Annotated in this window: 15 protein-coding genes, 2 tRNA genes and 3 rRNA genes; 2 read left to right on the plus strand and 18 right to left on the minus strand. The window is 45.0% G+C overall.

The window, feature by feature from the left end; translation table 11 throughout:
- Positions 1 to 26: 26 nt before the first annotated feature.
- Positions 27 to 3599 carry a DNA-directed RNA polymerase subunit beta gene (gene rpoB / locus HMPREF9960_RS08770; protein ID WP_005591272.1) on the minus strand — a complete coding sequence of 1191 codons (3573 nt, stop codon included), beginning with the start codon at positions 3597 to 3599 and terminating at the stop codon, positions 27 to 29.
- A gap of 415 nt (positions 3600 to 4014) precedes the next feature.
- Entirely contained in the window at positions 4015 to 6435 is a 2421-nt protein-coding gene (gene pbp1b, locus HMPREF9960_RS08775; protein WP_005591273.1) for a penicillin-binding protein PBP1B, read from the minus strand.
- A 196-nt stretch (positions 6436 to 6631) separates the two neighbouring features.
- Here pbp1b and tyrS point away from each other — a divergent pair, with 196 nt between their 5' ends.
- Entirely contained in the window at positions 6632 to 7888 is a 1257-nt protein-coding gene (tyrS, locus tag HMPREF9960_RS08780; RefSeq protein WP_005591274.1) for a tyrosine--tRNA ligase, read from the plus strand.
- Between the two features lie 73 nt (positions 7889 to 7961).
- Here tyrS and HMPREF9960_RS08785 read toward each other — a convergent pair whose 3' ends face one another.
- Both HMPREF9960_RS08785 and HMPREF9960_RS08790 read right to left on the minus strand, forming a co-directional pair.
- Positions 7962 to 10040 (minus strand): heavy metal translocating P-type ATPase, encoded by a 2079-nt coding sequence (locus HMPREF9960_RS08785; RefSeq protein WP_005591275.1) that lies wholly within the window; start codon positions 10038 to 10040, stop codon positions 7962 to 7964.
- 1 nt (position 10041) lies between these two features.
- The gene (locus tag HMPREF9960_RS08790; protein WP_000910910.1) at positions 10042 to 10320 is read right to left on the minus strand and encodes a DUF6110 family protein; all 279 of its coding nucleotides are present in this window, start codon (positions 10318 to 10320) and stop codon (positions 10042 to 10044) included.
- A gap of 151 nt (positions 10321 to 10471) precedes the next feature.
- Here HMPREF9960_RS08790 and HMPREF9960_RS08795 point away from each other — a divergent pair, with 151 nt between their 5' ends.
- Positions 10472 to 11320 (plus strand): methyltransferase domain-containing protein, encoded by an 849-nt coding sequence (locus HMPREF9960_RS08795; RefSeq protein WP_005591276.1) that lies wholly within the window; start codon positions 10472 to 10474, stop codon positions 11318 to 11320.
- A 69-nt stretch (positions 11321 to 11389) separates the two neighbouring features.
- On the opposite strand, the gene HMPREF9960_RS08800 is transcribed toward HMPREF9960_RS08795, so the two are convergent.
- From HMPREF9960_RS08800 to HMPREF9960_RS08865, 14 genes are all read right to left on the minus strand, one after another.
- Positions 11390 to 12520: an ABC transporter ATP-binding protein gene (locus tag HMPREF9960_RS08800; protein WP_005591277.1), complete on the minus strand. Its 1131-nt coding sequence runs from the start codon at positions 12518 to 12520 to the stop codon at positions 11390 to 11392.
- A 198-nt stretch (positions 12521 to 12718) separates the two neighbouring features.
- A complete protein-coding gene (locus tag HMPREF9960_RS08805; RefSeq protein WP_005592462.1) occupies positions 12719 to 13285 on the minus strand; it encodes a DUF6287 domain-containing protein in 567 nt (188 codons plus the stop codon).
- Positions 13286 to 13353: 68 nt separating this feature from the next.
- Complete coding sequence (locus HMPREF9960_RS08810) at positions 13354 to 13569, minus strand: heavy-metal-associated domain-containing protein (protein WP_005591279.1); 216 nt, start codon at positions 13567 to 13569, stop codon at positions 13354 to 13356.
- Between the two features lie 29 nt (positions 13570 to 13598).
- The gene (locus HMPREF9960_RS08815; RefSeq protein WP_005591280.1) at positions 13599 to 15842 is read right to left on the minus strand and encodes a heavy metal translocating P-type ATPase; all 2244 of its coding nucleotides are present in this window, start codon (positions 15840 to 15842) and stop codon (positions 13599 to 13601) included.
- On the minus strand, positions 15842 to 16285 hold the full coding sequence (locus HMPREF9960_RS08820; RefSeq protein WP_002923005.1) for a CopY/TcrY family copper transport repressor: 444 nt from the start codon (positions 16283 to 16285) through the stop codon (positions 15842 to 15844). The genes HMPREF9960_RS08815 and HMPREF9960_RS08820 overlap by 1 nt, the downstream gene beginning before the upstream one ends.
- Before the next feature lie 146 nt (positions 16286 to 16431).
- A complete protein-coding gene (locus HMPREF9960_RS08825) occupies positions 16432 to 17934 on the minus strand; it encodes a zinc ABC transporter substrate-binding protein AdcA (protein ID WP_005591281.1) in 1503 nt (500 codons plus the stop codon).
- A 9-nt stretch (positions 17935 to 17943) separates the two neighbouring features.
- Complete coding sequence (locus tag HMPREF9960_RS08830) at positions 17944 to 18750, minus strand: metal ABC transporter permease (protein ID WP_005591282.1); 807 nt, start codon at positions 18748 to 18750, stop codon at positions 17944 to 17946.
- Positions 18743 to 19453 (minus strand): metal ABC transporter ATP-binding protein, encoded by a 711-nt coding sequence (locus HMPREF9960_RS08835; protein WP_005591283.1) that lies wholly within the window; start codon positions 19451 to 19453, stop codon positions 18743 to 18745. The genes HMPREF9960_RS08830 and HMPREF9960_RS08835 overlap by 8 nt, the downstream gene beginning before the upstream one ends.
- Positions 19450 to 19893 carry a zinc-dependent MarR family transcriptional regulator gene (locus HMPREF9960_RS08840; protein ID WP_005591284.1) on the minus strand — a complete coding sequence of 148 codons (444 nt, stop codon included), beginning with the start codon at positions 19891 to 19893 and terminating at the stop codon, positions 19450 to 19452. Before HMPREF9960_RS08840 ends, HMPREF9960_RS08835 begins: the two co-directional genes overlap by 4 nt.
- Before the next feature lie 168 nt (positions 19894 to 20061).
- A tRNA-Asn gene (locus HMPREF9960_RS08845) sits at positions 20062 to 20135 on the minus strand.
- Between the two features lie 5 nt (positions 20136 to 20140).
- Positions 20141 to 20256, minus strand: a 5S ribosomal RNA gene (gene rrf / locus HMPREF9960_RS08850).
- A gap of 100 nt (positions 20257 to 20356) precedes the next feature.
- Positions 20357 to 23252: ribosomal RNA gene (locus HMPREF9960_RS08855) — 23S ribosomal RNA — on the minus strand.
- A 126-nt stretch (positions 23253 to 23378) separates the two neighbouring features.
- A tRNA-Ala gene (locus HMPREF9960_RS08860) sits at positions 23379 to 23451 on the minus strand.
- 53 nt (positions 23452 to 23504) lie between these two features.
- Positions 23505 to 25051, minus strand: a 16S ribosomal RNA gene (locus HMPREF9960_RS08865).
- Together the 16S, 23S and 5S rRNA genes with 2 tRNA genes alongside form the textbook arrangement of a ribosomal RNA operon.
- Positions 25052 to 25218 lie beyond the last annotated feature (167 nt).

Raw genomic sequence — 25218 nt, forward strand, 5'->3', positions numbered from 1 at the left:
TTCTTATTTATCTAATCAGCGACGAATTATTTTTCTTCATTTCCTTCAGCATCAAAAGCTGCTTTAGCTTCTTGAGCCTGTTTTTGACGTGCTTTTTCCAGATCGTCCACATGGATTACATCTTCATCCATATCCTCATCCAAGTCACGAAGTTCTACTTCTTGGTCATCTTCGTCAAGGACACGCATGTCAAGACCAAGAGATTGCAATTCTTTCACAAGAACTCGGAAGGATTCTGGCACACCTGGTTTTGGAATTGGTTTTCCTTTGGTAATCGCTTCATAAGCTTTCAAACGTCCGTTGATATCGTCAGACTTGTAAGTCAAGATTTCTTGAAGTACGTTTGACGCACCGTAAGCCTCTAGGGCCCAAACTTCCATTTCCCCGAAACGTTGTCCACCAAACTGAGCTTTACCTCCGAGTGGCTGTTGGGTAACAGTTGAGTATGGACCAACTGAGCGGGCGTGGAGCTTATCGTCAACCATGTGGTGGAGCTTGATCATGTACATGACACCGACAGAAACACGGTTATCAAATGGCTCACCAGTACGTCCATCATAAAGAATTGTCTTAGCATCGCTATCCATACCAGCTTCACGAACTGTAGACCAGAGATCTTCTGAGCTTGCTCCGTCAAAGACTGGTGTCGCAATGTGGATGCCCAAGTTACGAGCTGCCATACCAAGGTGGAGTTCCATAACCTGGCCGATATTCATACGGGATGGTACCCCAAGTGGGTTCAACATGATATCAACTGGGGTTCCGTCTGGCAAGTATGGCATGTCTTCCACAGGAACGATACGGGATACAACCCCTTTGTTTCCGTGGCGTCCGGCCATCTTATCTCCGACCTTGATCTTACGTTTTTGAGCGATGTAGACACGCACCAGCATGTTAACACCGGATTGCAACTCATCACCGTTTGCACGAGTAAAGATCTTCACATCGCGAACGACACCATCGGCACCGTGTGGTACACGAAGCGAGGTATCACGTACTTCACGAGACTTATCACCAAAGATAGCATGCAAGAGGCGTTCTTCAGCTGAAAGATCTTTTTCACCCTTAGGGGTTACTTTACCTACAAGGATATCGCCTTCTTTAACTTCCGCACCGATACGGATAATCCCCATTTCGTCAAGGTCTTTAAGAGCATCTTCACCAACGTTTGGAATTTCACGAGTGATTTCTTCAGGCCCAAGCTTTGTATCACGTGTTTCTGATTCGTATTCTTCGAGGTGGACAGATGTATAGACATCGTCTTTGACCAGGCGCTCACTCATGATAACCGCATCCTCGAAGTTGTAACCTTCCCATGTCATGTAGGCAACGATTGGGTTTTGTCCAAGCGCCATTTCTCCATTTTCCATAGAAGGTCCGTCTGCGATAAAGTCGCCTTTTTCAACGACATCGCCAACTTTTACAAGAGTGCGTTGGTTGTAGGCAGTTCCTGAGTTTGAACGACGGAATTTTTGGATGTGGTAAACATCCAATGAACCATCTTCACGACGAACTTCTACCTTATCCGCATCCGCATAGGTAACCTTACCATCATACTGGGCAATGACCGCCGCACCAGAATCGTGGGCAGCTTGGTATTCCATACCAGTACCAACATAAGGCGCTTTTGGATCGATCAAAGGCACAGCCTGACGCTGCATGTTGGCACCCATGAGGGCACGGTTGGAGTCGTCGTTTTCCAAGAAAGGAATACATGCTGTCGCTACGGCAACTACCTGCTTAGGTGATACGTCCATGTAGTCTACTTGGTCTGAAGGGAATTCTTGGTTATTACCTTGGTGGCGTCCCATAACGATAGGCTCTGCAAAGCCACCTTTTTCATTCAGTTTAGAGTTGGCCTGCGCTACGATAAATTCATCTTCCTCATCAGCTGTCAGCCAAACAATTTCGTTGGTTACCACGCCAGCTTCACGATCTACCTTACGGTAAGGCGTTTGAATAAAGCCATATTTGTTAAGGTGTCCGTAAGAAGACAAGTTATTGATCAAACCGATGTTTGGTCCTTCAGGCGTTTCAATCGGACACATACGACCATAGTGAGTATAGTGCACGTCCCGCACTTCATAACCAGCGCGGTCACGTGTCAAACCACCAGGTCCTAAGGCAGATAGACGACGCTTGTGAGAAAGCTCAGATAGCGGATTGTGTTGGTCCATGAACTGTGACAACTGTGAAGAACCAAAGAATTCTTTAATAGCAGCAGTTACAGGACGGATGTTAATGATTTGTTGCGGTGTGAGAACCTCATTGTCCTGAACGCTCATCCGTTCGCGAACATTACGTTCCATCCGAGAAAGTCCCAGACGAACTTGGTTGGCCAAAAGCTCACCAACCGCACGAATACGACGGTTCCCCAAGTGGTCAATATCATCCACACGACCGATACCTTCTGCCAAGTTGAGGAAATAGCTCATTTCAGCCAAGATGTCAGCTGGTGTTACAGTACGAACCTTGTCAGAAGGATTTGCGTTACCAATCATGGTCACAACACGATCTGGATCGCTTGGTGCGACGACCTTGAACTTCTGCAATTCCACAGGCTCTGTCAAGACAGCTGAGTCGTTTGGAATATAAGTGATCTTGTTCAAACCATTGTCCAGTTGCTCTGCAATGCTGTCAATCACACTGCGAGTCATGACTGTACCAGCTTCGACAAGAATTTCACCTGTTTCAGCATCTACCAGATGTTCTGCCAATGTTTGATTGAGCAGACGGTTCTTGATGTTGAGCTTCTTGTTAATCTTGTAACGACCAACGGCTGCCAAGTCATAACGATGTGGATCAAAGAAACGAGCTACAAGCAGAGAACGAGAACTTTCAGCCGTCTTAGGCTCACCTGGACGAAGACGCTCATAGATTTCTTTCAGAGCTTCATCCGTACGAGAGTCCATTGGGTTCTTGTGAATATCTTTTTCAATGGTATTGCGCACCAAGTCGCTGTCACCAAAGATGTCTAAGATCTCATCATCACCTGAGAAACCAAGCGCACGAACCAAAGTAGTAAATGGAATTTTACGCGTCCGGTCAATACGAGTATAGGCGATATCTTTTGAGTCTGTTTCTAGCTCTAACCAAGCTCCGCGGTTAGGAATAACCGTTGAACCGTAGCCAACTTTTCCGTTTTTGTCAACTTTATCGTTGAAGTAAACCCCTGGCGAACGCACCAACTGAGACACGATAATCCGCTCACCACCGTTGATGATGAAGGTTCCCATTTCAGTCATGATTGGGAAGTCGCCAAAGAAGACTTCCTGCGTCTTGATTTCACCAGTTTCCTTATTAATCAGGCGGAAAGTCACAAAGATTGGCGCTGAGTAGCTAGCATCGTGGATACGAGCTTCTTCCAGCGTATATTTAGGCTCACGGATTTCATAGCCGACAAATTCCAGTTCCATGGTGTCGGTAAAGTTTGAAATAGGAAGCACATCCTCGAAGACTTCTTTCAAACCATGGTCCAAGAAATCTTTAAACGAGTCTGTTTGAATTTCAATCAAGTTTGGTAAATCAAGAACTTCTTTAATTCTTGAAAAACTACGACGGGTCCGATGTTTCCCGTATTGAACGTCATGTCCTGCCAAGTTTCTAACTCCTTTTTTATAAAGTACAGAGGGAGGGAATCGGAGAAAATTGAGATTTTCTGATTATTGGAATACTAACCATTTGCCTCTCATATCGTACTCTTCTTCACTCTTACCAAGGGGAGACCCCTTCTACGCCATTGACTCTCGTCAAAACAGCTACAATCAGTCCCTTTTGCTAAGTTTTTAGAATCTTTAAATTTGCGTTACAAATCCTAGAATTCTGAAAAATAGACACAAAAAGAGCAGCTAAATCTGACTTATAAAAAGTTTGATTTAACTGCTGCAAGCTTTAATCGGACAATATTTCAATTAAAGCACACGACAAATTATTGATACTATTATACCGTATTTATCTAGAAATTGCAAGGCTTTCCTCTTCTTTCTGAAAAGTTGAAAAGCCGTTTTTGATGTCCTAGTTTCCCTGCCGGTTACTGCTAGAATTAGTCCCATTATTGGAATTCGGATTAGAGCTAAAGTTAGAACCAGAATTAGAGGTATAGCCACCCAAGATAGCTCCCCAAGCTTTCTGATAATCCGCATCTGATGCGCCGATACCAAAGCGATAGCTCGTCGTTGGAGCGCCATTCTTAGCCCAGTAGCTAGGAACAGTCGGACCACTTAGATTGATAGAGCGACCGTTGATTGTGACGGTTCCTGGTCTTTCTCCAGTAGATTTGAGAACATCAGACTTGATGACGCTCGAATCAAGATTGAACTTCTCTCCGATTCCCCAGGCACTTGGATCCGCCTCATAAATGGCATTGGCTAGATAGGCCATATAGGCCGCATTATTATTGTAGCCTGTCAGGGCAGCCATAGAAGTATTGTCATCATGACCAATCCAGCCTCCAAGAGTCATACGAGGAGTAGAAAGCATGAGCCACATATCACCATTGCTGTTGGTTGTACCTGTCTTACCAATCCAGTCTGCGCCTGCCAAGGTACCATTGACTTGACCAATCCTTGATTTAAAGGTCGTAGTTGCACCAGAGTTGAGCACACCTCGCATCAAGCTTTGCATAATCGTTGCAGTAGCAGGCGAATACACCTGAACTGGTTTTGCCTTATGCTCATAAACCACCTTGCCGTCAGGAGCTGTGATCTTTTCAATCATATACTTTTCTTGATAAGAACCGTTATTAGCCAAGGTCTGGAAACCGTTGGTGTGCTGGGCAACCGAAACCTCGATTCCCCCACCCATTGGTAGACTTTCAATGTCATAGTTGTCAATATGATAGCCCATTTTTTCCATATAGCCTCGGACATTCACACCCTTCTCACGAAGTGCACGATAGGTCCAATAAGCTGGAATATTCCAAGAAGTATTGAGGGCTTCCTGCAGGTCCATCATGCCTGTCCCGCGACTATCCACGTGCATAATTGGCTCACCGCTAGAGAAGTTCGTTGGGTAATTGGAAAGGACACTCGCACTTCCCATTAGCCCTTGGTCAATGGCAATCCCATAAGCTAAAATCGGCTTGATAGTCGAACCAGGAGATCTTTCCGTATCAAAAGCATGGTTGTTTTGATTAGAACTATAGTCTCTACCACCGACAAAACCAATAATGGCTCCTGTTTTATTGTCCTGAAGGACATTTCCAACCTCGACCATTCCTGTCCCATCATCCAAGAGTCCACCGTAGTTGGCAACTGCGTTCTGCATCGCCTGATGAATCGAATGATTGATAGTGGTCGTGACCGTATAGCCGCCCTCGCTCAGCTCTTTTTGAGCTAACTCTTGATAGGCTTCAACCGTTGCATTATTTTTTAATTCTTGCTGGGATACATTGTCCCGCTGAATCAAATACTGGTACATGGCCGTCTGCGCTTCTGAAAAAGCTGTATGGTAGAGGTAACTATGCGAGCTTTTTTGAAGGCTCTCAGTCGGCTTGAAATCCTGCGTCAGATCATAGTCCTTGTACTGCTGATAGTCTGCTTCACTCAGTCGACCTGTACGGTACATATTATATAAAACATTCCGAGCCCGCTCTAGACCTAAAGCCATATCATCTGGACTCTTCATACTACCATCAGAGGCATAAGGCGAATAGACAATCGGACTCTGAGGCAATCCAGCAATAAACGCAGCCTGCGGGATACTCAAATCCTTGGCTGATACACCAAAAATCCCTTGAGCTGCTTCTTCCACTCCAGCAATATTTTGCCCCTTATTATTCCGGCCAAAAGGTGCCACATTCAAATAAGTAGTCAGAATGTCATCCTTAGACATATAGCGTTCCAAAGCCAAGGCATCAACAATCTCTACTGCCTTCCGCTTGAAAGTCGGAGCATCTCCCACGACCTGCTGCTTAATCAACTGCTGAGTTAAGGTCGAGCCCCCGCTGGATGAGCCAACTCCAACTACAGAACCCAAGGTTGCCCGCAGAACCGCCTTGGGCACAACACCATTGTGAGTTTCAAAATTCTCATCTTCCGTAGCAATGATAGCATTTTTGACATTATCCGAAATCGCATCGCTGGCAACTGGGATCCGCAACAAATCATTATCGATTTCAGAAATCAACTCTCCGTTAGCATAGGTCAGCTTCGAAATCCCAGAAATCTTATTGACCTGACTTACCAGCTCCTCCTGCTTCGGCACGGAGACATCACTAAAAAGGCTGGCGGCATAGCCCAATCCGAGTCCAGCCCCCAATACTATTCCAAAAAAGATAAATACAAAAGCGACATTTAAGAGTAGTTTTACTGTCCGAAAAATAACGGAAACAATATCAAGTACCGACCATGTCTCTCCTTTTGGCTTAGACGTCTTAGCAGGTGAGGGTCCCCCCTTACCAAACTGTTTTAACTTTTTTATAAATGGTTTCAACATAGATTCTCCTTATCGACTATTATAGCAAACATCAGCAGATTATATCAAGAAAGAGCTAATTCTAGCGCATTTACAGGAATTATTTTCTGGCTACTCATTGCTATTTGTCGGGTTTGTGATACAATAGAGGGATAAAACAAAAAAATACTTGAGCAAGGGCAAAATCCTTTGCTATCTTAGAAAAGGAGAGACAACTATGCACATTTTTGATGAGCTGCAAGAGCGTGGTTTGATTTTTCAAACGACTGATGAAGAAGCTTTGCGTAAAGCCTTAGAAGAAGGGCAGGTCTCTTATTATACTGGCTATGATCCAACAGCAGACAGTCTGCACTTAGGTCACTTGGTAGCTATTTTGACCAGCCGCCGCTTACAGTTAGCTGGTCACAAACCTTACGCCCTCGTCGGTGGTGCAACAGGTTTGATTGGTGACCCATCCTTTAAAGATGCGGAGCGTAGCCTGCAAACCAAGGAAACCGTTGATGGCTGGGTTCAGTCTATCCAAGGCCAACTGTCACGCTTTCTTGACTTTGAAAATGGCGAAAACAAAGCTGTCATGGTCAACAACTACGACTGGTTTGGCAGCATCAGCTTCATTGACTTCCTCCGTGATGTTGGTAAATACTTCACTGTCAACTACATGATGAGCAAAGAATCCGTGAAAAAACGGATTGAAACAGGGATTTCTTATACAGAGTTTGCTTACCAAATCATGCAAGGTTACGACTTCTTTGTCCTTAACAAAGAACATAACGTAACGCTGCAAATCGGTGGTTCTGACCAGTGGGGAAATATGACTGCCGGTACAGAATTGCTTCGTCGTAAAGCTGACAAGACTGGCCACGTTATCACTGTTCCACTTATCACTGATGCAACTGGTAAGAAATTTGGTAAGTCAGAAGGCAACGCAGTCTGGCTCAATCCTGAAAAGACTTCTCCATACGAAATGTACCAATTCTGGATGAATGTCATGGATGCTGACGCTATTCGCTTCTTGAAGATCTTTACTTTCTTGTCACTCGATGAGATTGAAGACATTCGCAAACAGTTTGAAGCAGCTCCACACGAACGCTTGGCTCAAAAAATCCTCGCTCGTGAAGTTGTAACTCTTGTCCATGGCGAAGAAGCCTACAAAGAAGCCCTTAACATTACCGAGCAACTCTTTGCTGGAAATATCAAAAACCTTTCTGTCAAAGAACTCAAACAAGGACTTCGTGGCGTGCCAAATTATCAGGTACAAGCCGACGAAAACCTTAACATCGTGGAAATCCTCGTGTCATCTGGTGTGGTCAACTCAAAACGCCAAGCCCGAGAAGATGTACAAAATGGAGCCATCTATGTCAATGGCGACCGCATCCAAGACCTGGACTATGTTTTGGGTGACGCAGACAAGTTAGAGAACGAACTCACCGTTATCCGCCGTGGTAAGAAGAAATACTTCGTCCTTACATACTAAAACATTCAAAACTTATCCACACAAACAAAAGGAGTTACTCTTCCCTGAGATAACTCCTTTTGCTTATGGTTGATTAAAATCTTCTTACATATCTATTCTTAACAGAAAGACTACGAAGTACAATTCGCAAAGTTGTGAGGTTATGTAAGATAGAAAGATTGGAAGGACTAAGCCAGTTAAATAAACCAAAGCCAATCAAACTACTGTTTACGACGATAGTTTCTTGGATATTCTTCTGAATCAGTTTTTGCAAAGACGATGAAAGAGAGTCTAATTCTTCAAAAAAATCCAAGCGATTATCTAATAATAATATATCGCTCATTTGCTTAGAAATATCTGCACTTTCATTCATCACAACACCAATATCCGCAAGGGTTAGAGCTGCCGAGTCATTCAGGCCGTCTCCGACCATTAAGACAGCATGACCAGATTGCTGTAACTCCTGCACCAATTCAAATTTTCCATCAGGTTTCAAATCTGTATAAACTTGATCAAACGGCAAATCTTTTACAAGTTCTTCCGTTCTAACCAAGGTATCACCTGTTGCTAAAATCAGTTTCTTTCCTTGAGCTTTGAGCTTTTCTAAGGCAACTTTTGCTTCTTTTCTCAAAGGAGTATGGATACAGAACATCCCAATAAGATCATTGCGATAGCCCAAGAACAGTAGATTGTAGTGATTCTTATATTCTTCGATCAGGGCATTTTGTTCAGGACTAATATTGATTTGCTCGTCTTGCATCAGGACAAAATTTCCGATGACAACCGATTCACCATCAATATGGGACTTAATTCCCTTGCTTGCAATATATTGGAGTTTCCCATGCATTTCCTCATGTTCAATTCCCTCTATCTCAGCTTGCTTGACAATGGCATTAGCGATAGGATGATAGATGTGCTCCTCAAGACAGGCACTGATTCTGAGAATATCTTCCTCACTATAGTCTCCAAAAGGTAACACCTTTTCAACTATAGGATAGCTAGTTGTGATTGTCCCCGTCTTATCAAATAAGAAGGTATCGACTTCCAGATATTTCTCCAGAACATCCCCATCCTTAATCACCATTTCACGATTCAAACCCTCCTTGATAGCCGTTAAATAAGCTACAGGAGTAGAGATTTTCAAAGCGCAGGAGAAATCGACCAATAAGAAAGAAATAGCCTTAGAAAAAGAACCTGTTAATAGGTAAGTCAGACCAGCACCCAAGAAATTATATTTGACGACCTTATCCGCCATCTTGATGAAATAGCGTTGTTTCGTTTTCTTGTTTTCTTCAGATTTCTTCATCAACTCAATTAGCTGTAAAATACGGCTGTTCATCTGATTATCGGTTACACGAATGCGTAACTCTCCAGTTTCTAATACTGTATTTGCACAAACCAAATCAGACTCTCTTTTTTCAACTGGAAAACTCTCTCCTGTCAAGGAGCTTTCGTTGACCATACCTAAACCTGAAACTACTTGTCCATCAAACAGAATTTCATTTCCTTGAGATAGGACCAAGACATCTCCTATTTGAACATCGGAACTCTTGATACTAACAACCGTATCCCCCTGTACTAGAAATACATCGCTCTCTTTTGCAAGAAGGCTTTGTTCTAAATCTGTTGCAGTTTTTTTCAAGGACCACTGATCTAAATGATTCCCCAAATCAAGCATAAACATGATATTGCTAGCCGTCTTAGATTGGTTCATAAACAAGGACAATAAAATCGCCGAACAGTCCAGGACCTCCATCGTTAGTTCCTTGCGCGCTAGTGTTTGATAAGCTTCTCTAATATAGCCAAAAGCCTGATAACAATTCCATATATAGCGAATAGGATACGGCACAAAACTACGAAAAAGTATACGCTTAATCGCTGCACCTGAAACAATAGAATAAGCACTCTCTTCTCTACGAATGGGAAGAGTCATCAACTCAGAAACTTTCCCTTTATCAATTCTTTTTAAAAAGGCTTCTGCATTGTCTAATACAGAGAAGCCTTCTTTTATACGTAGAGTAAAGTGCTGTTGATCCATGTAAAACTGGATGGACTCAATCCCCTTTTCATCTCTCGCCAAGGAACGAAGATAGTCTTGAATATCCAAGGTGAGTGAAAAAGAAGATGATAGTCGGATATGTTGGTATCCTCTATGTAGCACTTTAAAAGACATATTATTCCCCTATAAGGCTATCTAATTGCTCTTCTTTTTTCTCTTGCTCGTACAAATATTTGGCATCTTGCAAGACATCGTCTCCATGTTGTTTCACAACAGAAACAGATGCATCTAGCCCGTCTTTCAACTTGTAAGCCTTAGCCAAAGCTTTAGAATAACCTTTTTTAGCTTCCTTACTTGCTAAGATTTTCAAGCCAAGGGTACCAAATGCGACACCACCCAAAAATAGTGAAGATTTTTTCGCAACTTTTGCAACGGTTAATACTTCTTTTAACATACTTATTTCCTCCTTATCATTATTATATAGAAATTTAGATATAAAAGCAATTTCATTTTATAAATTGGAGAATTAGTTTTATTTCTACTGAATCTCCCATCTACTTACTCCTAAAGTTGCTTTCACTTGTCTCTTTTGATACACTTAAACTATGAATACAAACCTCAAACCCAAACTCCAGCGTTTTGCCACAGCGACCGCTTTTGCCTGTCCCATCTGCAAGGAAGAGCTGCAGCTGATGGATAGCAGCCTTAAATGCCAACATCGGCATTCTTATGACTTGGCTAAGTTTGGCTATGTAAATCTAGCACCTCAAATCAAGCAGCCCAAAGACTACGATAAGGCCAGTTTTCAAAATCGGCAGTTGATCTTAGAAGCAGGATTCTACCAAGCTATCTTAGAGGCTGTCTCAAACTTGCTTGCAAGCTCAGAATCTGCTAAAACAGTCTTAGATATTGGATGCGGTGAGGGCTTCTACTCTCGTAAACTCCAAGAAACCCATCCCCAAAAAACCTTCTATGCTTTCGATATTTCAAAAGATTCCATTCAGTTGGCGGCCAAGAGCGACAGCAGTTTCGCAGTCAATTGGTTCGTCGGTGATTTGGCCAAGCTACCGCTACAAGATGCCAGCATGGACATCATTTTAGACATCTTTTCTCCAGCCAATTATCAGGAATTTCGGCGAGTCATGTCTGACAATGCCCTCCTCATCAAGGTCATCCCCACCGAGCGCCATCTTCAAGAAATTCGCCAAAAAGCCGCTAGACAGCTCAGCAACAAGGATTACTCTAACCAAGAAGTCATCCAGCATTTCCGAGAGCACTTCGATATAATCTCTGAAATCAATGTTGAGTCTAGCCACTCCTTGACTGCCGAAAGTAGAGCCGCTCTTTTAGCGATGACACCACTCCTCTTTCACGTTGAGCAAGACCAGATCGACTGGACTGACCTCACCCAAGTAACTATTGCCGCTACCATTCTTATCGGAAAAGCAAAATAAAGAAAAGATAGTCCGCAGACCAAATGCATTCCGTTTGGCTTGCTGACTATCTTTTTTATAACTCATATTTTAATAAACTGTTTTCTCTGTTTCGAAATCAAAGAAATGCGCCTTGTTCAGGTCAAAACCAAGGTCAATACCTGCACCTGTTTCTGAGTAGTCACGAGCATCTACCCGTGCGATAAACTCGCTATCACCAACTTGGCAGTAAAGGTGAGACTCAGAACCCAAAAGCTCAGAGACAGAGATGGTCGCATGAACCACAGAATCTGGGAAGGTCTCTAAGAAGGCAGGTTCTGTATTGATGTCTTCTGGACGAATACCGAAGATCAATTTCTTGCCGTCATAACCCTTCTCACGCAGAACTTTCAGCGTTCCTTCTGGCACTGTCAAACGCAAGCCATCGGCAACGATTTCATTCCCCTCAAGTGTCACAGTGATAAAGTTCATCGCTGGGCTGCCAATGAATCCCGCCACAAACTTGTTGACTGGATTTCTGTAGACTTCCTGTGGACTACCGATCTGCTCTACTCGACCAATCGTTCCAGTTCCAGCAGGGTTCTTGGTCGCTGACATGATAACAATCCGGTCTGCAAGCGTCATCGCTTCTGTCTGGTCGTGGGTAACGTAAATGGTTGTTGCTCCGATACGGCGGTGGATTTTGGCAATCTCAGCACGCATGGAAACACGCAGCTTCGCATCCAAGTTTGACAAAGGCTCGTCCATTAGGAAAACCTTTGCATCACGCACGATGGCACGACCCATAGCAACACGCTGACGTTGACCACCTGACAAGTCCGCTGGCTTGCGATCCAAGAATTCTTTCAAACCAAGAATTTCAGCTGCTTCTTGCACCCGTTTATCGATATCTTCCTTGCTATACTTGCGCAGTTTGAGCCCGAAAGCCATGTTGTCGTAGACTGTCATGTGTGGATAGAGGGCATAGTTCTGGAAGACCATAGCGATATCGCGGTCTTTCGGTGCCACATCATTGACCACTTTACCGTCGATTGACGCTGTTCCTTCTGTGATATCCTCAAGACCTGCAATCATACGCAACGTTGTGGATTTCCCGCATCCTGATGGACCGACGAAAACGATAAATTCCTTGTCCTTAATGTCCAAATTAAAGTCTTCAACAGAATAGTGCTCACTATTTGGATACTTCTTATAAATATTTTTCAGATTTAACTCAACCATAAGTTCCCCTTTACTTTATGTGAAAATAGTTGCCTTTGAAACCCCTAAAAATTTCAAAGCGCTTTCATAAAAATATTATATCCTTTTTTAATTATTATTTCAAGCATTTATTCAAACGTTTGCACAATTTTTTATCATATTTTAACTAACTACTCTTTTAAAACAAAAAATAGGATAGAAAATTTCTATCCTACACGACTAGTTAGTAACACGATAATAAAATTGACCTTGTTCATCAAAGCTATTCATCCCAACTCCCGTCCACAGACGATCTTGGCTGGCATCTGAGCTATCTTGGAAATTTTCTTTATTCGCAAGCTTGACACCTTTTGGAATGAACTCTAGCAAGAAACCACCACTTTCACCGCCGTATACACCGCCAGAAGCAGTGCCATAGTCTGTCAGAGATGCTCCGTACAGCTCATAGCTATCGGAAACCAACCCTTTGTCATTGAACACCAGCTGATGACCAGCAGCATTTTGCCAGGTTCCTTTCACACTAGAGTAGTCTCCATTGGCCAAGGCCGAAATATCCATTGCTTTTTTCTCCTCTTGCGTCTTTTCCGAACTAGCTTCTGCTGAGCTTTGACTGCTTGCAGCAGAAGAAGACGACGACTCTGTAACCTTCTGGCTGGAAGCTACTTGAGAAGATCCCTGAGTAGTACTCGAACTTGTCTGAGTAGAATTAACTGCCTTACTAGAGCAGGCTGCCAAAGTCGATAGTGCTAAGCAACATAACAAAGGATAGACTATTTTCTGCTTCATGGCTTTCTCCTTATCCAATAAATGATTACTAATATTATAGACTTTTTCAGCCTATTTTACAAGTTAGCTCAGCTATCCTGCACCGCTAAGACCTTATAGATGGTTTTGCTCAAAGCCGCCTGATAATCCTCTGCACTCAAGGATCTATCCGCAATAATCTCTGCTGTCTTCTTGTCCAGATCTACTGTCACATCTGACACTCCCTCCATAGATAGGAAGTGCTGGGTAACGTGTTTAACACAGTTTTGACAAGATAAGTTTTCTAATTGAACTGTTTGTTTCATAGATTTATTCCTCCGTATATTCCTTCATTTTAAAATTTAAAGCGTCCTAGACGCAGAGCATTGGCCACAACTGACACTGAGCTTAAGCTCATGGCCAGACCAGCCAACATAGGATTGAGCAAGGGGCCGCCAAAAAGATGCAGCAGACCCATAGCAATCGGGATGCCTAGTGTATTGTAGGCAAAAGCCCAGAAGAGATTTTCTTTGATATTGCGGATGGTCGCCTGGCTGAGCTTGATAGCCTTGACTACATCCTGCAAATCACTATGCATGAGCACTACATCTGCGGACTCAATAGCTACATCAGCGCCTGATCCGATGGCAATTCCAACATCTGCCTGTACCAGAGCTGGTGCATCATTGATACCGTCTCCGACCATGGCTAGTTTTTTGCCAGCTTCCTGCAAGTCCTTGATAGCAGCGGCCTTACCATCTGGCAATACACCTGCGATAACTTTTTGGATGCCAGCTTTCTGGGCAATAGCTGTTGCTGTTTCCTCACGATCTCCTGTCAGCATGATGACTTCCAGCCCCATAGACTGGAGCTCCTGCACTGCCTTCAGGCTGCTAGACTTCATCTCATCTGCTACCGCTAAAATACCAGCTAGCTGTCCATCTACTGCGACAAACATGGCTGTCTTCCCTTCTTGGGAAAGCTCCAACAACTGTTCTTGAAAGACACTGCTGTCAATGTTCTTGTCTTTCATCAATGACTCATTTCCCACCAGAAGCTGTCTGCCCTCAATCTGAGCTGACAAACCTCGTCCAATTACGGCCTCAAAATGACTGACAGGCAGCAAGTCAAGTCCCTCCTCTTTAGCAGCTTCTAAGATAGCCTGAGCCAAAGGATGTTCAGAATGCTGCTCAGCACTGGCTATTAGCCGCAACAAGTCAGAGCGATTAAAATCACTCAAAGGCAATAAATCCGTCAGGCTAGGCTTACCAACCGTAATCGTCCCCGTCTTATCCAGAACAATAGTATCCAGCTGATAAGCCGCTTCCAAAGCTTGACCAGACTTAATCAGAATTCCATTTTCAGCCCCTTTACCAGTCCCAACCATGATGGCTGTCGGAGTTGCTAACCCCAGCGCACAAGGGCAGGCAATGACCAGAACTGCGATAAAGATTGACAGGGAAAAGCTAAGACTCTCACCAGCTAGAAAATACCAGCCCAGCGCAGACAAAGTAGCCAAGCTTAGCACGATTGGGACAAAATAAAGCGAAATCTTATCAGCCAAAGCCGCTATCGGAGCCTTAGACCCCTGGGCTTCTTCCACCAATCTAACAATCTGAGCTAAGGTCGTATCCGAACCCACCCTAGTTGCTTGGTAGTCAATACTACCATTTTGATTGATTGTTGCACTGGTAATGGTATCACCGACCTTCTTTTCAATCGGGACGCTCTCACCAGTCATCATGGACTCATCCACAAAGGTCTGCCCCTCCGTCACAAAGCCATCTACCGGCATACGCTCTCCTGGCTTGATACGGATAATGTCTCCAACTCGAATATCCTCTGTATCAATGGTCACAGCCTCACCATAGCGAATCACTGTCGCCTGACTAGGCACTAGCTCAAGCAGAGACTGAATTGCCTGAGAAGTTCGACCCTTGGCTGAACTCTCCAGATATTTACCCAGAAGAACCAAGGTAATAATCACTGCAACAGACTCAAAATAAAGCTGATGAACAAAGGCATGATGACCTAGAAAAACCTGACTAACCGAGTAGAGACTGTAGAAAAATGCTGCGCTGGTCCCCACCGCAATCAAACTATCCATATTGGGATGGCGCTTGATAAGATTGCGAAATCCTCTCTGATAGAAGCCGCGCCCAATCCACACAGTAGGCAGAGTCAAAAGAAGTTGTGACAGAACGAAGACCAAAGGGTGCGCCATATGGTCCAAGAAGCTAGGCAGAGGAAGACCAATCATACTTCCCATAGAAATATAAAGTAAGGGCAGTGTCGTAACCAAAAGAATCAATAGTTCTTGTTTCTTTTTTCGCAATTCCTGCGCTTTAATTGCAGCCTCTTCGTTCACATCGGACGGTCTATCTTTTCCTTTTTCTTCTGCCTGATAACCAGCCTCAGCTACTGCATCTAATACTTGCTGGCTGTCAAATCCCTCCTTAGGAACCAAACTGAGGCGTTCTGTCGCCAGATTGACACTGACATCCTCAACCGTTTCTAAATCTTTGACCGCCATCTCTACCGTCATAGCACAAGATGCACAGGTCATTCCTGATAGCTTGTATTCTTTTTTCTCACTCATCAATGCGTCTCCTTTCCGTGCCCGCACCGACACTGACCTTGCGGACAGTGGCATTTAATTTCCAGCGGAGCCGAAGCTCTTTTCTTATCAATGACTTGGCTGAGCCGCTCCAAGTCCCTTTGACTGAACTGACTTCTCTCAATCATCGAAATCAAAAGATCTCCGTGTTTAGTATTACAGATATTGTCAAAAAGCGCCTGCCAAGTACTTTCCAGATGATCCTCTTCTAAAATCCGAGCATCGTAGTAAAACTTGCCCTCTATCTTTTCCATAGCGATAAATTCTTTTGTCTTCAGACGATTCAAAAGAGTCTTGATGGTTGCCGGCTTCCAGGAAAAATCAGCTTCCAAACGAGCTATAATCTCTGTACTGCGACTGTGTGGATAGGCCCACAACACACGCATCACTTGCCATTCTGCTTGGCTAATATTTTGCTGTTCCATTGTTTAACACTCCCTTATCATTTACATTTGTAATCCAACTCTTTATTAGTTTACATTTGTAATCGCAATTTGTCAAGTATTTTTATTGTCATTTCCTGATATACAAAAAAGAAGGCGGGATAGTCCCGTCTTCTTACTTTATTCTATTAGTGCGCCAACATCTCTTGGGCAATTTCTTGACCGGTCAACTTACTTGGATAGTAGGTAGGCCAGTTTTCCAGCTCATTAAAGAGTGCTTCCTGGCTTTCGCCACCATAGAAGATATGGAAATGAGCCGCCTTAGTCGGTGCAATATTATGGTCGCTAAACTGAACATACTTGTACTGGCCTGCATCCGCATCTGTCGCTTCAAACATAAAGCGTACTCCTCGATTTCCCTTAGAGTAGGTCAGAGTGTGCTTACCAACGTATTTATAAGTATATTTCTTGGATTTTCCATCTACCACAAATTCCATGGTCTTGTCTGTGATATTGATATTGGAAACATCTGTCTTGTAGCCCTTGTCATAGTAGTCCTTGTATTCAGCTGCCGTCATTTTGCCAGTCAGCTTAGCCTTGTAGTCAAAGACCTGGTCCAAGGTGCCATCTTTCAGATAAGGGTAAACAGACTGCCACTCACCAGCATAGTCAGACAAAGTACGATCCTTGACGGCACTGTCTTCAAAGTAGCCGTTTTGGACTGTCTTATCGTCTTCTTCTTTCTCAGCTGCAATCTCCGCTCCCTCTTGGTCAGTTGTCTTCTTAAGAGCCTTTAGATTGGCCTGCATGATAGAAACATAGTCTGCCCCATCCTTGGTCTGCTCCTCGGTCAAGCTTTCCAGAGGATTCAAGACATCAAGTTCTACTCCTGTTTCCTTAGCCAGAGTAGAAGCCAGAGCCTGAGAGGCATTCTCTTCAAAGTAAATATACTTGATTTTATTTTTCTTGATGTACTCGGTCAATTCAGCCAAGCGTGAAGCGGATGGCTCACTGTCTGGTGAAAGTCCAGAAATTGGCACCTGCTTCAAGCCATAGTCCAATGCCAGATAGTTAAAGGCAGCGTGCTGAGTGACGAAGCTCTTTTGCTTAGCGTTGGCCAAACCAGCTTCAAATTCTTTGTCCAAAGCCTCTAGCTTCTTGATATAAGCCGCTGCATTTTTCTCAAAGGCAGCTTTCTTGTCAGGATAGACCTTGCTCAGACTATCTCGAATGTGCTCCACCATTTTAATAGCTCGCTTCGGAGACAGCCAAACATGGGGGTCGTATTCATGATGATGCCCCCCTTCACCATGGTCGTGATCTTCTTCCTCTTCACCACCAGGCAGCAAAAGCATATTTCCAGTCGCTTTGATAACCTTTTCTTCCTTATTTTTCAAGGTTTTTAGCAAATCAGGAACCCAAGTCTCCATGTTTTCATTTTCATAGACAAAGGCATCTGCATCCTGAATGGTAGCAACTGCCTTAGCTGAAGGCTCATAATCATGCGGCTCTGTACCAGCCCCGATTAGAAGTTCAACACTCGCCTCATCTCCAGCCACCTGCTTAGTAAACTCGTAAACCGGATAAAAAGTTGTGACAATATTGAGCTTGCCATCTGCATTTTTTTGATTGGAACAAGCTACTAAGAAAATACTCAGTAAACCTGCTAATAGTAAGCTAATTTTTTTCATTTTCTGCTCCTATTTCATAAATTTTTTGACCAGATTGACCAGTAAGAACAAGCTGACGAAGATAATCGTAATGCTGGCACTAGCTGGCGTCTCTGCATAGTAAGAAATATAAAGTCCAGCAATCATACCAAAGAAACCAATGGCATTTGCCAGCAAAATGACCGACTTGAAATTTTTCCCAATCCGCAGGGCAATACTAGCCGGCAAGACCATGATGGTCGAAACAAGCAAGGCTCCCGCAGCTGGAATCATGAGGGCAATCGCAACACCCGTCACAATATTAAAGAGGATAGACATGGTCCGCACTGGCAGCCCGTCCACGAAGGCCGTATCCTCATCAAAGGTCAAGATGTACATGGGCCGAATGAAGAGGAAGGTCAAGACAAGCACCACAGCAGCAATGACAAAGAGAGAAACCACCTGCTCCCTACTGATAGTCACAATGGAGCCAAATAGATACTGGTCCAGACTCATCGAGCTAGAACTCTTACCCTTACTCATAACAATCAAGGAAATAGCTAATCCAGTTGACATGAGAATGGCCGTCCCGATTTCCATGAAATTCTTATAGATTGTGCGCAGGTACTCTAAGAAGACTGCTGCGATTATAACTACCACTACTGTTGTGAAGGTCGGTGACAAACCTAGAACCAAACCAAAGGCCACACCTGCCAGTGAAACGTGACTAAGCGTGTCACTCATGAGGCTCTGACGACGTAAAATAAGGAAAGTACCTAAAATCGGCGAGAAGAGGCTCATGGCAATAACTGCTAAAAAGGCTCGCTGCATAAAATCATAGGAAAATAGATTAAGCATGACTCACCTCCTGTCCGTTGTCGCTTTCATGCACATTGAAACAGCGCCAAGGTGAGTCCTGATTACGGACCAGATGAATGTTGCGATCAGCATATTTGCGAACTTCCTCTGGATCGTGTGTAATCATCAAGACCGCTTTTCCATGCTTGTGAGCACTATGGTGCATGAGCTTGTAAAATTCATCCTTGCTGCCTGCATCCATCCCTGTTGTCGGCTCATCTAGGACAAAAATATCCGGATCCGAAGCAAACATACGAGCAATCACAGCCCGCTGCTTTTGACCACCAGAGAGAGAACCAATCCTCTTGTCCCGATGTTCCCACATTCCAACCGACTCCAAACTGGCCTTGATATGTTCCTCATCATGTTCATTTAAACGTCGAAACCAACCCTTGCGCGGATAGCGGCCAGACTTAACAAACTCGTAAACCGTGCTAGGAAAACCTGCATTAAAACTAGCAATCTGCTGCGGAAGATAAGCAATTCTCAATTTCTTGCCTCTCTCATTGGTCTTGGAAATCTTGACCTCGCCATGCTTAGGCTGCAGAATCCCCAGACTAGCCTTGACAAGTGTCGTCTTAGCAGCCCCATTCTCCCCTGTCAAGGTTACAAACTCGCCACTATCCAAAAAGTAATGAATATACTCCAACACAGGTTCCTTGTCATAGTAAAAGGACAGATTTTCCACTGTGATATATCTCATTTCCCAATTTCTCCAATCAAACCATCCAAAAACTTCACAATCACTTCTTGCTCATCAGAAGAAAATTGCTCTGCCAATCTCTGGTAAGTCTCCAAAGTATGAACATGATGATGTTGATGCTCTTCCGCAATCGGTCGTGCCAAATCAGTCAATCGGTAAAAAGTCACACGAGCATCCTTCTTATCCTTGAATGTTTCCAACATCTTTTGCTCCACCAAAGCCTTAACAGCTTTAGTTACAGCAGCCTGGCTAACATTCAGTCTTTTAGCTAGATCAGAATTCGTCAAAGACTCCTGAGACAAGAGCATTAAGATATGTTCCTGCGTGTTCGTTAGCTGCACATCGCTCGTACAAGAGCCGACCAAGATTTCATGTTGATTCTCAGCTGTCAATATAACCTCATTCAAAAAATGATTAATTTTCTCTGCTAAATGCCCCATCCTTCGCTTCCTTTCTTAACCGGTTAAAACTTTACCGGTTAATTATACCACAAAAAAGAAAAGAGTCAAGCTCCAACTATAGTAACACTCTGATTCTAAAACAATGCAAAAGCATCGATAGAGAGAAAGAAAAAAGAGCTAAGTGCTCTTTTCTCATATGCTCATTTACTCCGCCAGTAGGACTCGAACCTACGACATCATGATTAACAGTCATGCGCTACTACCAACTGAGCTATGGCGGATAATAGCTAAGCGACTACCATATCTCACAGGGGGCAACCCCCAACTACTTCCGGCGTTCTAGGGCTTAACTTCTGTGTTCGGCATGGGTACAGGTGTATCTCCTAGGCTATCGTCACTTAACTTGCTGAATTAACTTACAATATCTTATTGCCTTGTCAACTCAAAATTGAATAACTACTCAAAGCTCACAATACTTGCCAAAAGCTGCGCTCAATGAAAATTGGATAAGTCCTCGAGCTATTAGTATTAGTCCGCTACATGTGTCGCCACACTTCCACTCCTAACCTATCTACCTGATCTTCTCTCAGGGCTCTTACTAACTTGCGTTATGGGAAATCTCATCTTGAGGTGGGTTTCACACTTAGATGCTTTCAGCGTTTATCCCTTCCCTACATAGCTACCCAGCGATGCCTCTGGCGAGACAACTGGTACACCAGCGGTAAGTCCACTCTGGTCCTCTCGTACTAGGAGCAGATCCTCTCAAATTTCCTACGCCCGCGACGGATAGGGACCGAACTGTCTCACGACGTTCTGAACCCAGCTCGCGTGCCGCTTTAATGGGCGAACAGCCCAACCCTTGGGACCGACTACAGCCCCAGGATGCGACGAGCCGACATCGAGGTGCCAAACCTCCCCGTCGATGTGAACCCTTGGGGGAGATAAGCCTGTTATCCCCAGGGTAGCTTTTATCCGTTGAGCGATGGCCCTTCCATGCGGAACCACCGGATCACTAAGCCCGACTTTCGTCCCTGCTCGAGTTGTAGCTCTCGCAGTCAAGCTCCCTTATACCTTTACACTCTGCGACTGATTTCCAACCAGTCTGAGGGAACCTTTGGGCGCCTCCGTTACCTTTTAGGAGGCGACCGCCCCAGTCAAACTGCCCGTCAGACACTGTCTCCGATAGGGATCACCTATCCGGGTTAGAGTGGCCATAACACAAGGGTAGTATCCCAACAACGCCTCCATCGAAACTGGCGTCCCGATCTCATAGGCTCCTACCTATCCTGTACATGTGGCACAGACACTCAATATCAAACTGCAGTAAAGCTCCATGGGGTCTTTCCGTCCTGTCGCGGGTAACCTGCATCTTCACAGGTACTAAAATTTCACCGAGTCTCTCGTTGAGACAGTGCCCAAATCATTACGCCTTTCGTGCGGGTCGGAACTTACCCGACAAGGAATTTCGCTACCTTAGGACCGTTATAGTACGGCCGCCGTTTACTGGGGCTTCAATTCATACCTTCGCGTTTCCGCTAAGCACTCCTCTTAACCTTCCAGCACCGGGCAGGCGTCACCCCCTATACATCATCTTACGATTTAGCAGAGAGCTGTGTTTTTGATAAACAGTTGCTTGGGCCTATTCACTGCGGCTGACCTATGTCAGCACCCCTTCTCCCGAAGTTACGGGGTCATTTTGCCGAGTTCCTTAACGAGAGTTCTCTCGCTCACCTGAGGCTACTCGCCTCGACTACCTGTGTCGGTTTGCGGTACGGGTAGAGTATGATACAACGCTAGAAGCTTTTCTTGGCAGTGTGACATCACTCACTCGCTACTAAACTTCGCTCCCCATCACAGCTCAACGTTACAGGTATAAGCATTTGACTCATACCACGCCTCACTGCTTAGACGTACATCCATTCGTACGCACGAGTTAGCCTACTGCGTCCCTCCATCACTTCATACTCTAGTACAGGAATATCAACCTGTTGTCCATCGGATACACCTTTCGGTCTCTCCTTAGGTCCCGACTAACCCAGGGCGGACGAGCCTTCCCCTGGAAACCTTAGTCTTACGGTGGATGGGATTCTCACCCATCTTTCGCTACTCATACCGGCATTCTCACTTCTATGCGTTCCAGCGCTCCTCACGGTACACCTTCTCCACACATAGAACGCTCTCCTACCATACCTATAAAGGTATCCACAGCTTCGGTAAATTGTTTTAGCCCCGGTACATTTTCGGCGCAGGGTCACTCGACTAGTGAGCTATTACGCACTCTTTGAATGAATAGCTGCTTCTAAGCTAACATCCTAGTTGTCTGTGCAACCCCACATCCTTTTCCACTTAACAATTATTTTGGGACCTTAGCTGGTGGTCTGGGCTGTTTCCCTTTCGACTACGGATCTTAGCACTCGCAGTCTGACTGCCGACCATAATTCATTGGCATTCGGAGTTTATCTGAGATTGGTAATCCGGGATGGACCCCTCACCCAAACAGTGCTCTACCTCCAAGAATCTCTATGTCGACGCTAGCCCTAAAGCTATTTCGGAGAGAACCAGCTATCTCCAAGTTCGTTTGGAATTTCTCCGCTACCCACAAGTCATCCAAGCACTTTTCAACGTGCCCTGGTTCGGTCCTCCAGTGCGTTTTACCGCACCTTCAACCTGCTCATGGGTAGGTCACATGGTTTCGGGTCTACATCATGATACTAATTCGCCCTATTCAGACTCGGTTTCCCTACGGCTCCGTCTCTTCAACTTAACCTCGCATCATAACGTAACTCGCCGGTTCATTCTACAAAAGGCACGCTCTCACCCATTAACGGGCTCGAACTTGTTGTAGGCACACGGTTTCAGGTTCTATTTCACTCCCCTTCCGGGGTACTTTTCACCTTTCCCTCACGGTACTGGTTCACTATCGGTCACTAGGGAGTATTTAGGGTTGGGAGATGGTCCTCCCAGATTCCGACGGGATTTCGCGTGTCCCGCCGTACTCAGGATTCTGCTAGGTACAGATTCTATTTAAAATACGAGGCTCTTACTCTCTTTGGCTGACCTTCCCATGTCATTCTTCTATAAAATCTGAGTCCACATTGCAGTCCTACAACCCCGAAGAGTAAACTCTTCGGTTTGCCCTCCTGCCGTTTCGCTCGCCGCTACTAAGGCAATCGCTTTTGCTTTCTCTTCCTGCAGCTACTTAGATGTTTCAGTTCACTGCGTCTCCCTCCTCATCTCCTTAACAGAGATGGGTAACAGGTAGTACCTGTTGGGTTCCCCCATTCGGACATCCCCGGATCTGCGCTTACTTACAGCTCCCCGAGGCATTTCGTCGTTTGTCACGTCCTTCATCGGCTCCTAGTGCCAAGGCATCCACCGTGCGCCTTACTAACTTAACCTTATTTTTGACCTTTCAGTCTTAATCTCATTAATATTCACAGCGTTTCGGTTTATTTTCTTGTTACTATTTGATATAGTTATTCAATTTTCAATGGACAAGTTTAGAATAGTTTCCACTATCCTAATGGAGCCTAGCGGGATCGAACCGCTGACCTCCTGCGTGCAAAGCAGGCGCTCTCCCAGCTGAGCTAAGGCCCCACAAGACCTCTCAAAACTAAACATGACGACCAATGGCTTCCGTTTTTCCTTAGAAAGGAGGTGATCCAGCCGCACCTTCCGATACGGCTACCTTGTTACGACTTCACCCCAATCATCTATCCCACCTTAGGCGGCTGGCTCCTAAAAGGTTACCTCACCGACTTCGGGTGTTACAAACTCTCGTGGTGTGACGGGCGGTGTGTACAAGGCCCGGGAACGTATTCACCGCGGCGTGCTGATCCGCGATTACTAGCGATTCCGACTTCATGTAGGCGAGTTGCAGCCTACAATCCGAACTGAGACTGGCTTTAAGAGATTAGCTTGCCGTCACCGACTTGCGACTCGTTGTACCAGCCATTGTAGCACGTGTGTAGCCCAGGTCATAAGGGGCATGATGATTTGACGTCATCCCCACCTTCCTCCGGTTTATTACCGGCAGTCTCGCTAGAGTGCCCAACTAAATGATGGCAACTAACAATAAGGGTTGCGCTCGTTGCGGGACTTAACCCAACATCTCACGACACGAGCTGACGACAACCATGCACCACCTGTCACCGGTGTGCCGAAGCAAAATCCTATCTCTAGGACGGGCACCGGGATGTCAAGACCTGGTAAGGTTCTTCGCGTTGCTTCGAATTAAACCACATGCTCCACCGCTTGTGCGGGCCCCCGTCAATTCCTTTGAGTTTCAACCTTGCGGTCGTACTCCCCAGGCGGAGTGCTTAATGCGTTAGCTGCGGCACTGAGTCCCGGAAAGGACCCAACACCTAGCACTCATCGTTTACGGCGTGGACTACCAGGGTATCTAATCCTGTTTGCTCCCCACGCTTTCGAGCCTCAGCGTCAGTTACAGACCAGAGAGCCGCTTTCGCCACCGGTGTTCCTCCATATATCTACGCATTTCACCGCTACACATGGAATTCCACTCTCCCCTTCTGCACTCAAGTTAAACAGTTTCCAAAGCGTACTATGGTTAAGCCACAGCCTTTAACTTCAGACTTATCTAACCGCCTGCGCTCGCTTTACGCCCAATAAATCCGGACAACGCTCGGGACCTACGTATTACCGCGGCTGCTGGCACGTAGTTAGCCGTCCCTTTCTGGTAAGATACCGTCACAGTGTGAACTTTCCACTCTCACACTCGTTCTTCTCTTACAACAGAGCTTTACGATCCGAAAACCTTCTTCACTCACGCGGCGTTGCTCGGTCAGACTTCCGTCCATTGCCGAAGATTCCCTACTGCTGCCTCCCGTAGGAGTCTGGGCCGTGTCTCAGTCCCAGTGTGGCCGATCACCCTCTCAGGTCGGCTATGTATCGTCGCCTTGGTGAGCCGTTACCCCACCAACTAGCTAATACAACGCAGGTCCATCTGGTAGTGGTGCATTTGCACCTTTTAATTGACTATCATGCAATAGTCAATATTATGCGGTATTAGCTATCGTTTCCAATAGTTATCCCCCGCTACCAGGTAGGTTACCTACGCGTTACTCACCCGTTCGCAACTCATCCAGAAGAGCAAGCTCCTCCTTCAGCGTTCTACTTGCATGTATTAGGCACGCCGCCAGCGTTCGTCCTGAGCCAGGATCAAACTCTCATTAAAAGTTTGAGTTCTCACTCATTTCTGTCACTGACAGATTTATTGTTTTTTCTTTGTTCAGTACTACAACATATGTTGTAGCGCCCTGCACATTGGTTCGTCTTGTTCAGTTTTCAAAGGTCTCTTTATCGTCTCTCTCAAGTCGACAACTATATCAGTATATCACCTAT

Origin of the sequence: Streptococcus cristatus ATCC 51100 (genome assembly GCF_000222765.1) — a bacterium.
Classification (GTDB): Bacteria; Bacillota; Bacilli; order Lactobacillales; family Streptococcaceae; genus Streptococcus; species Streptococcus cristatus.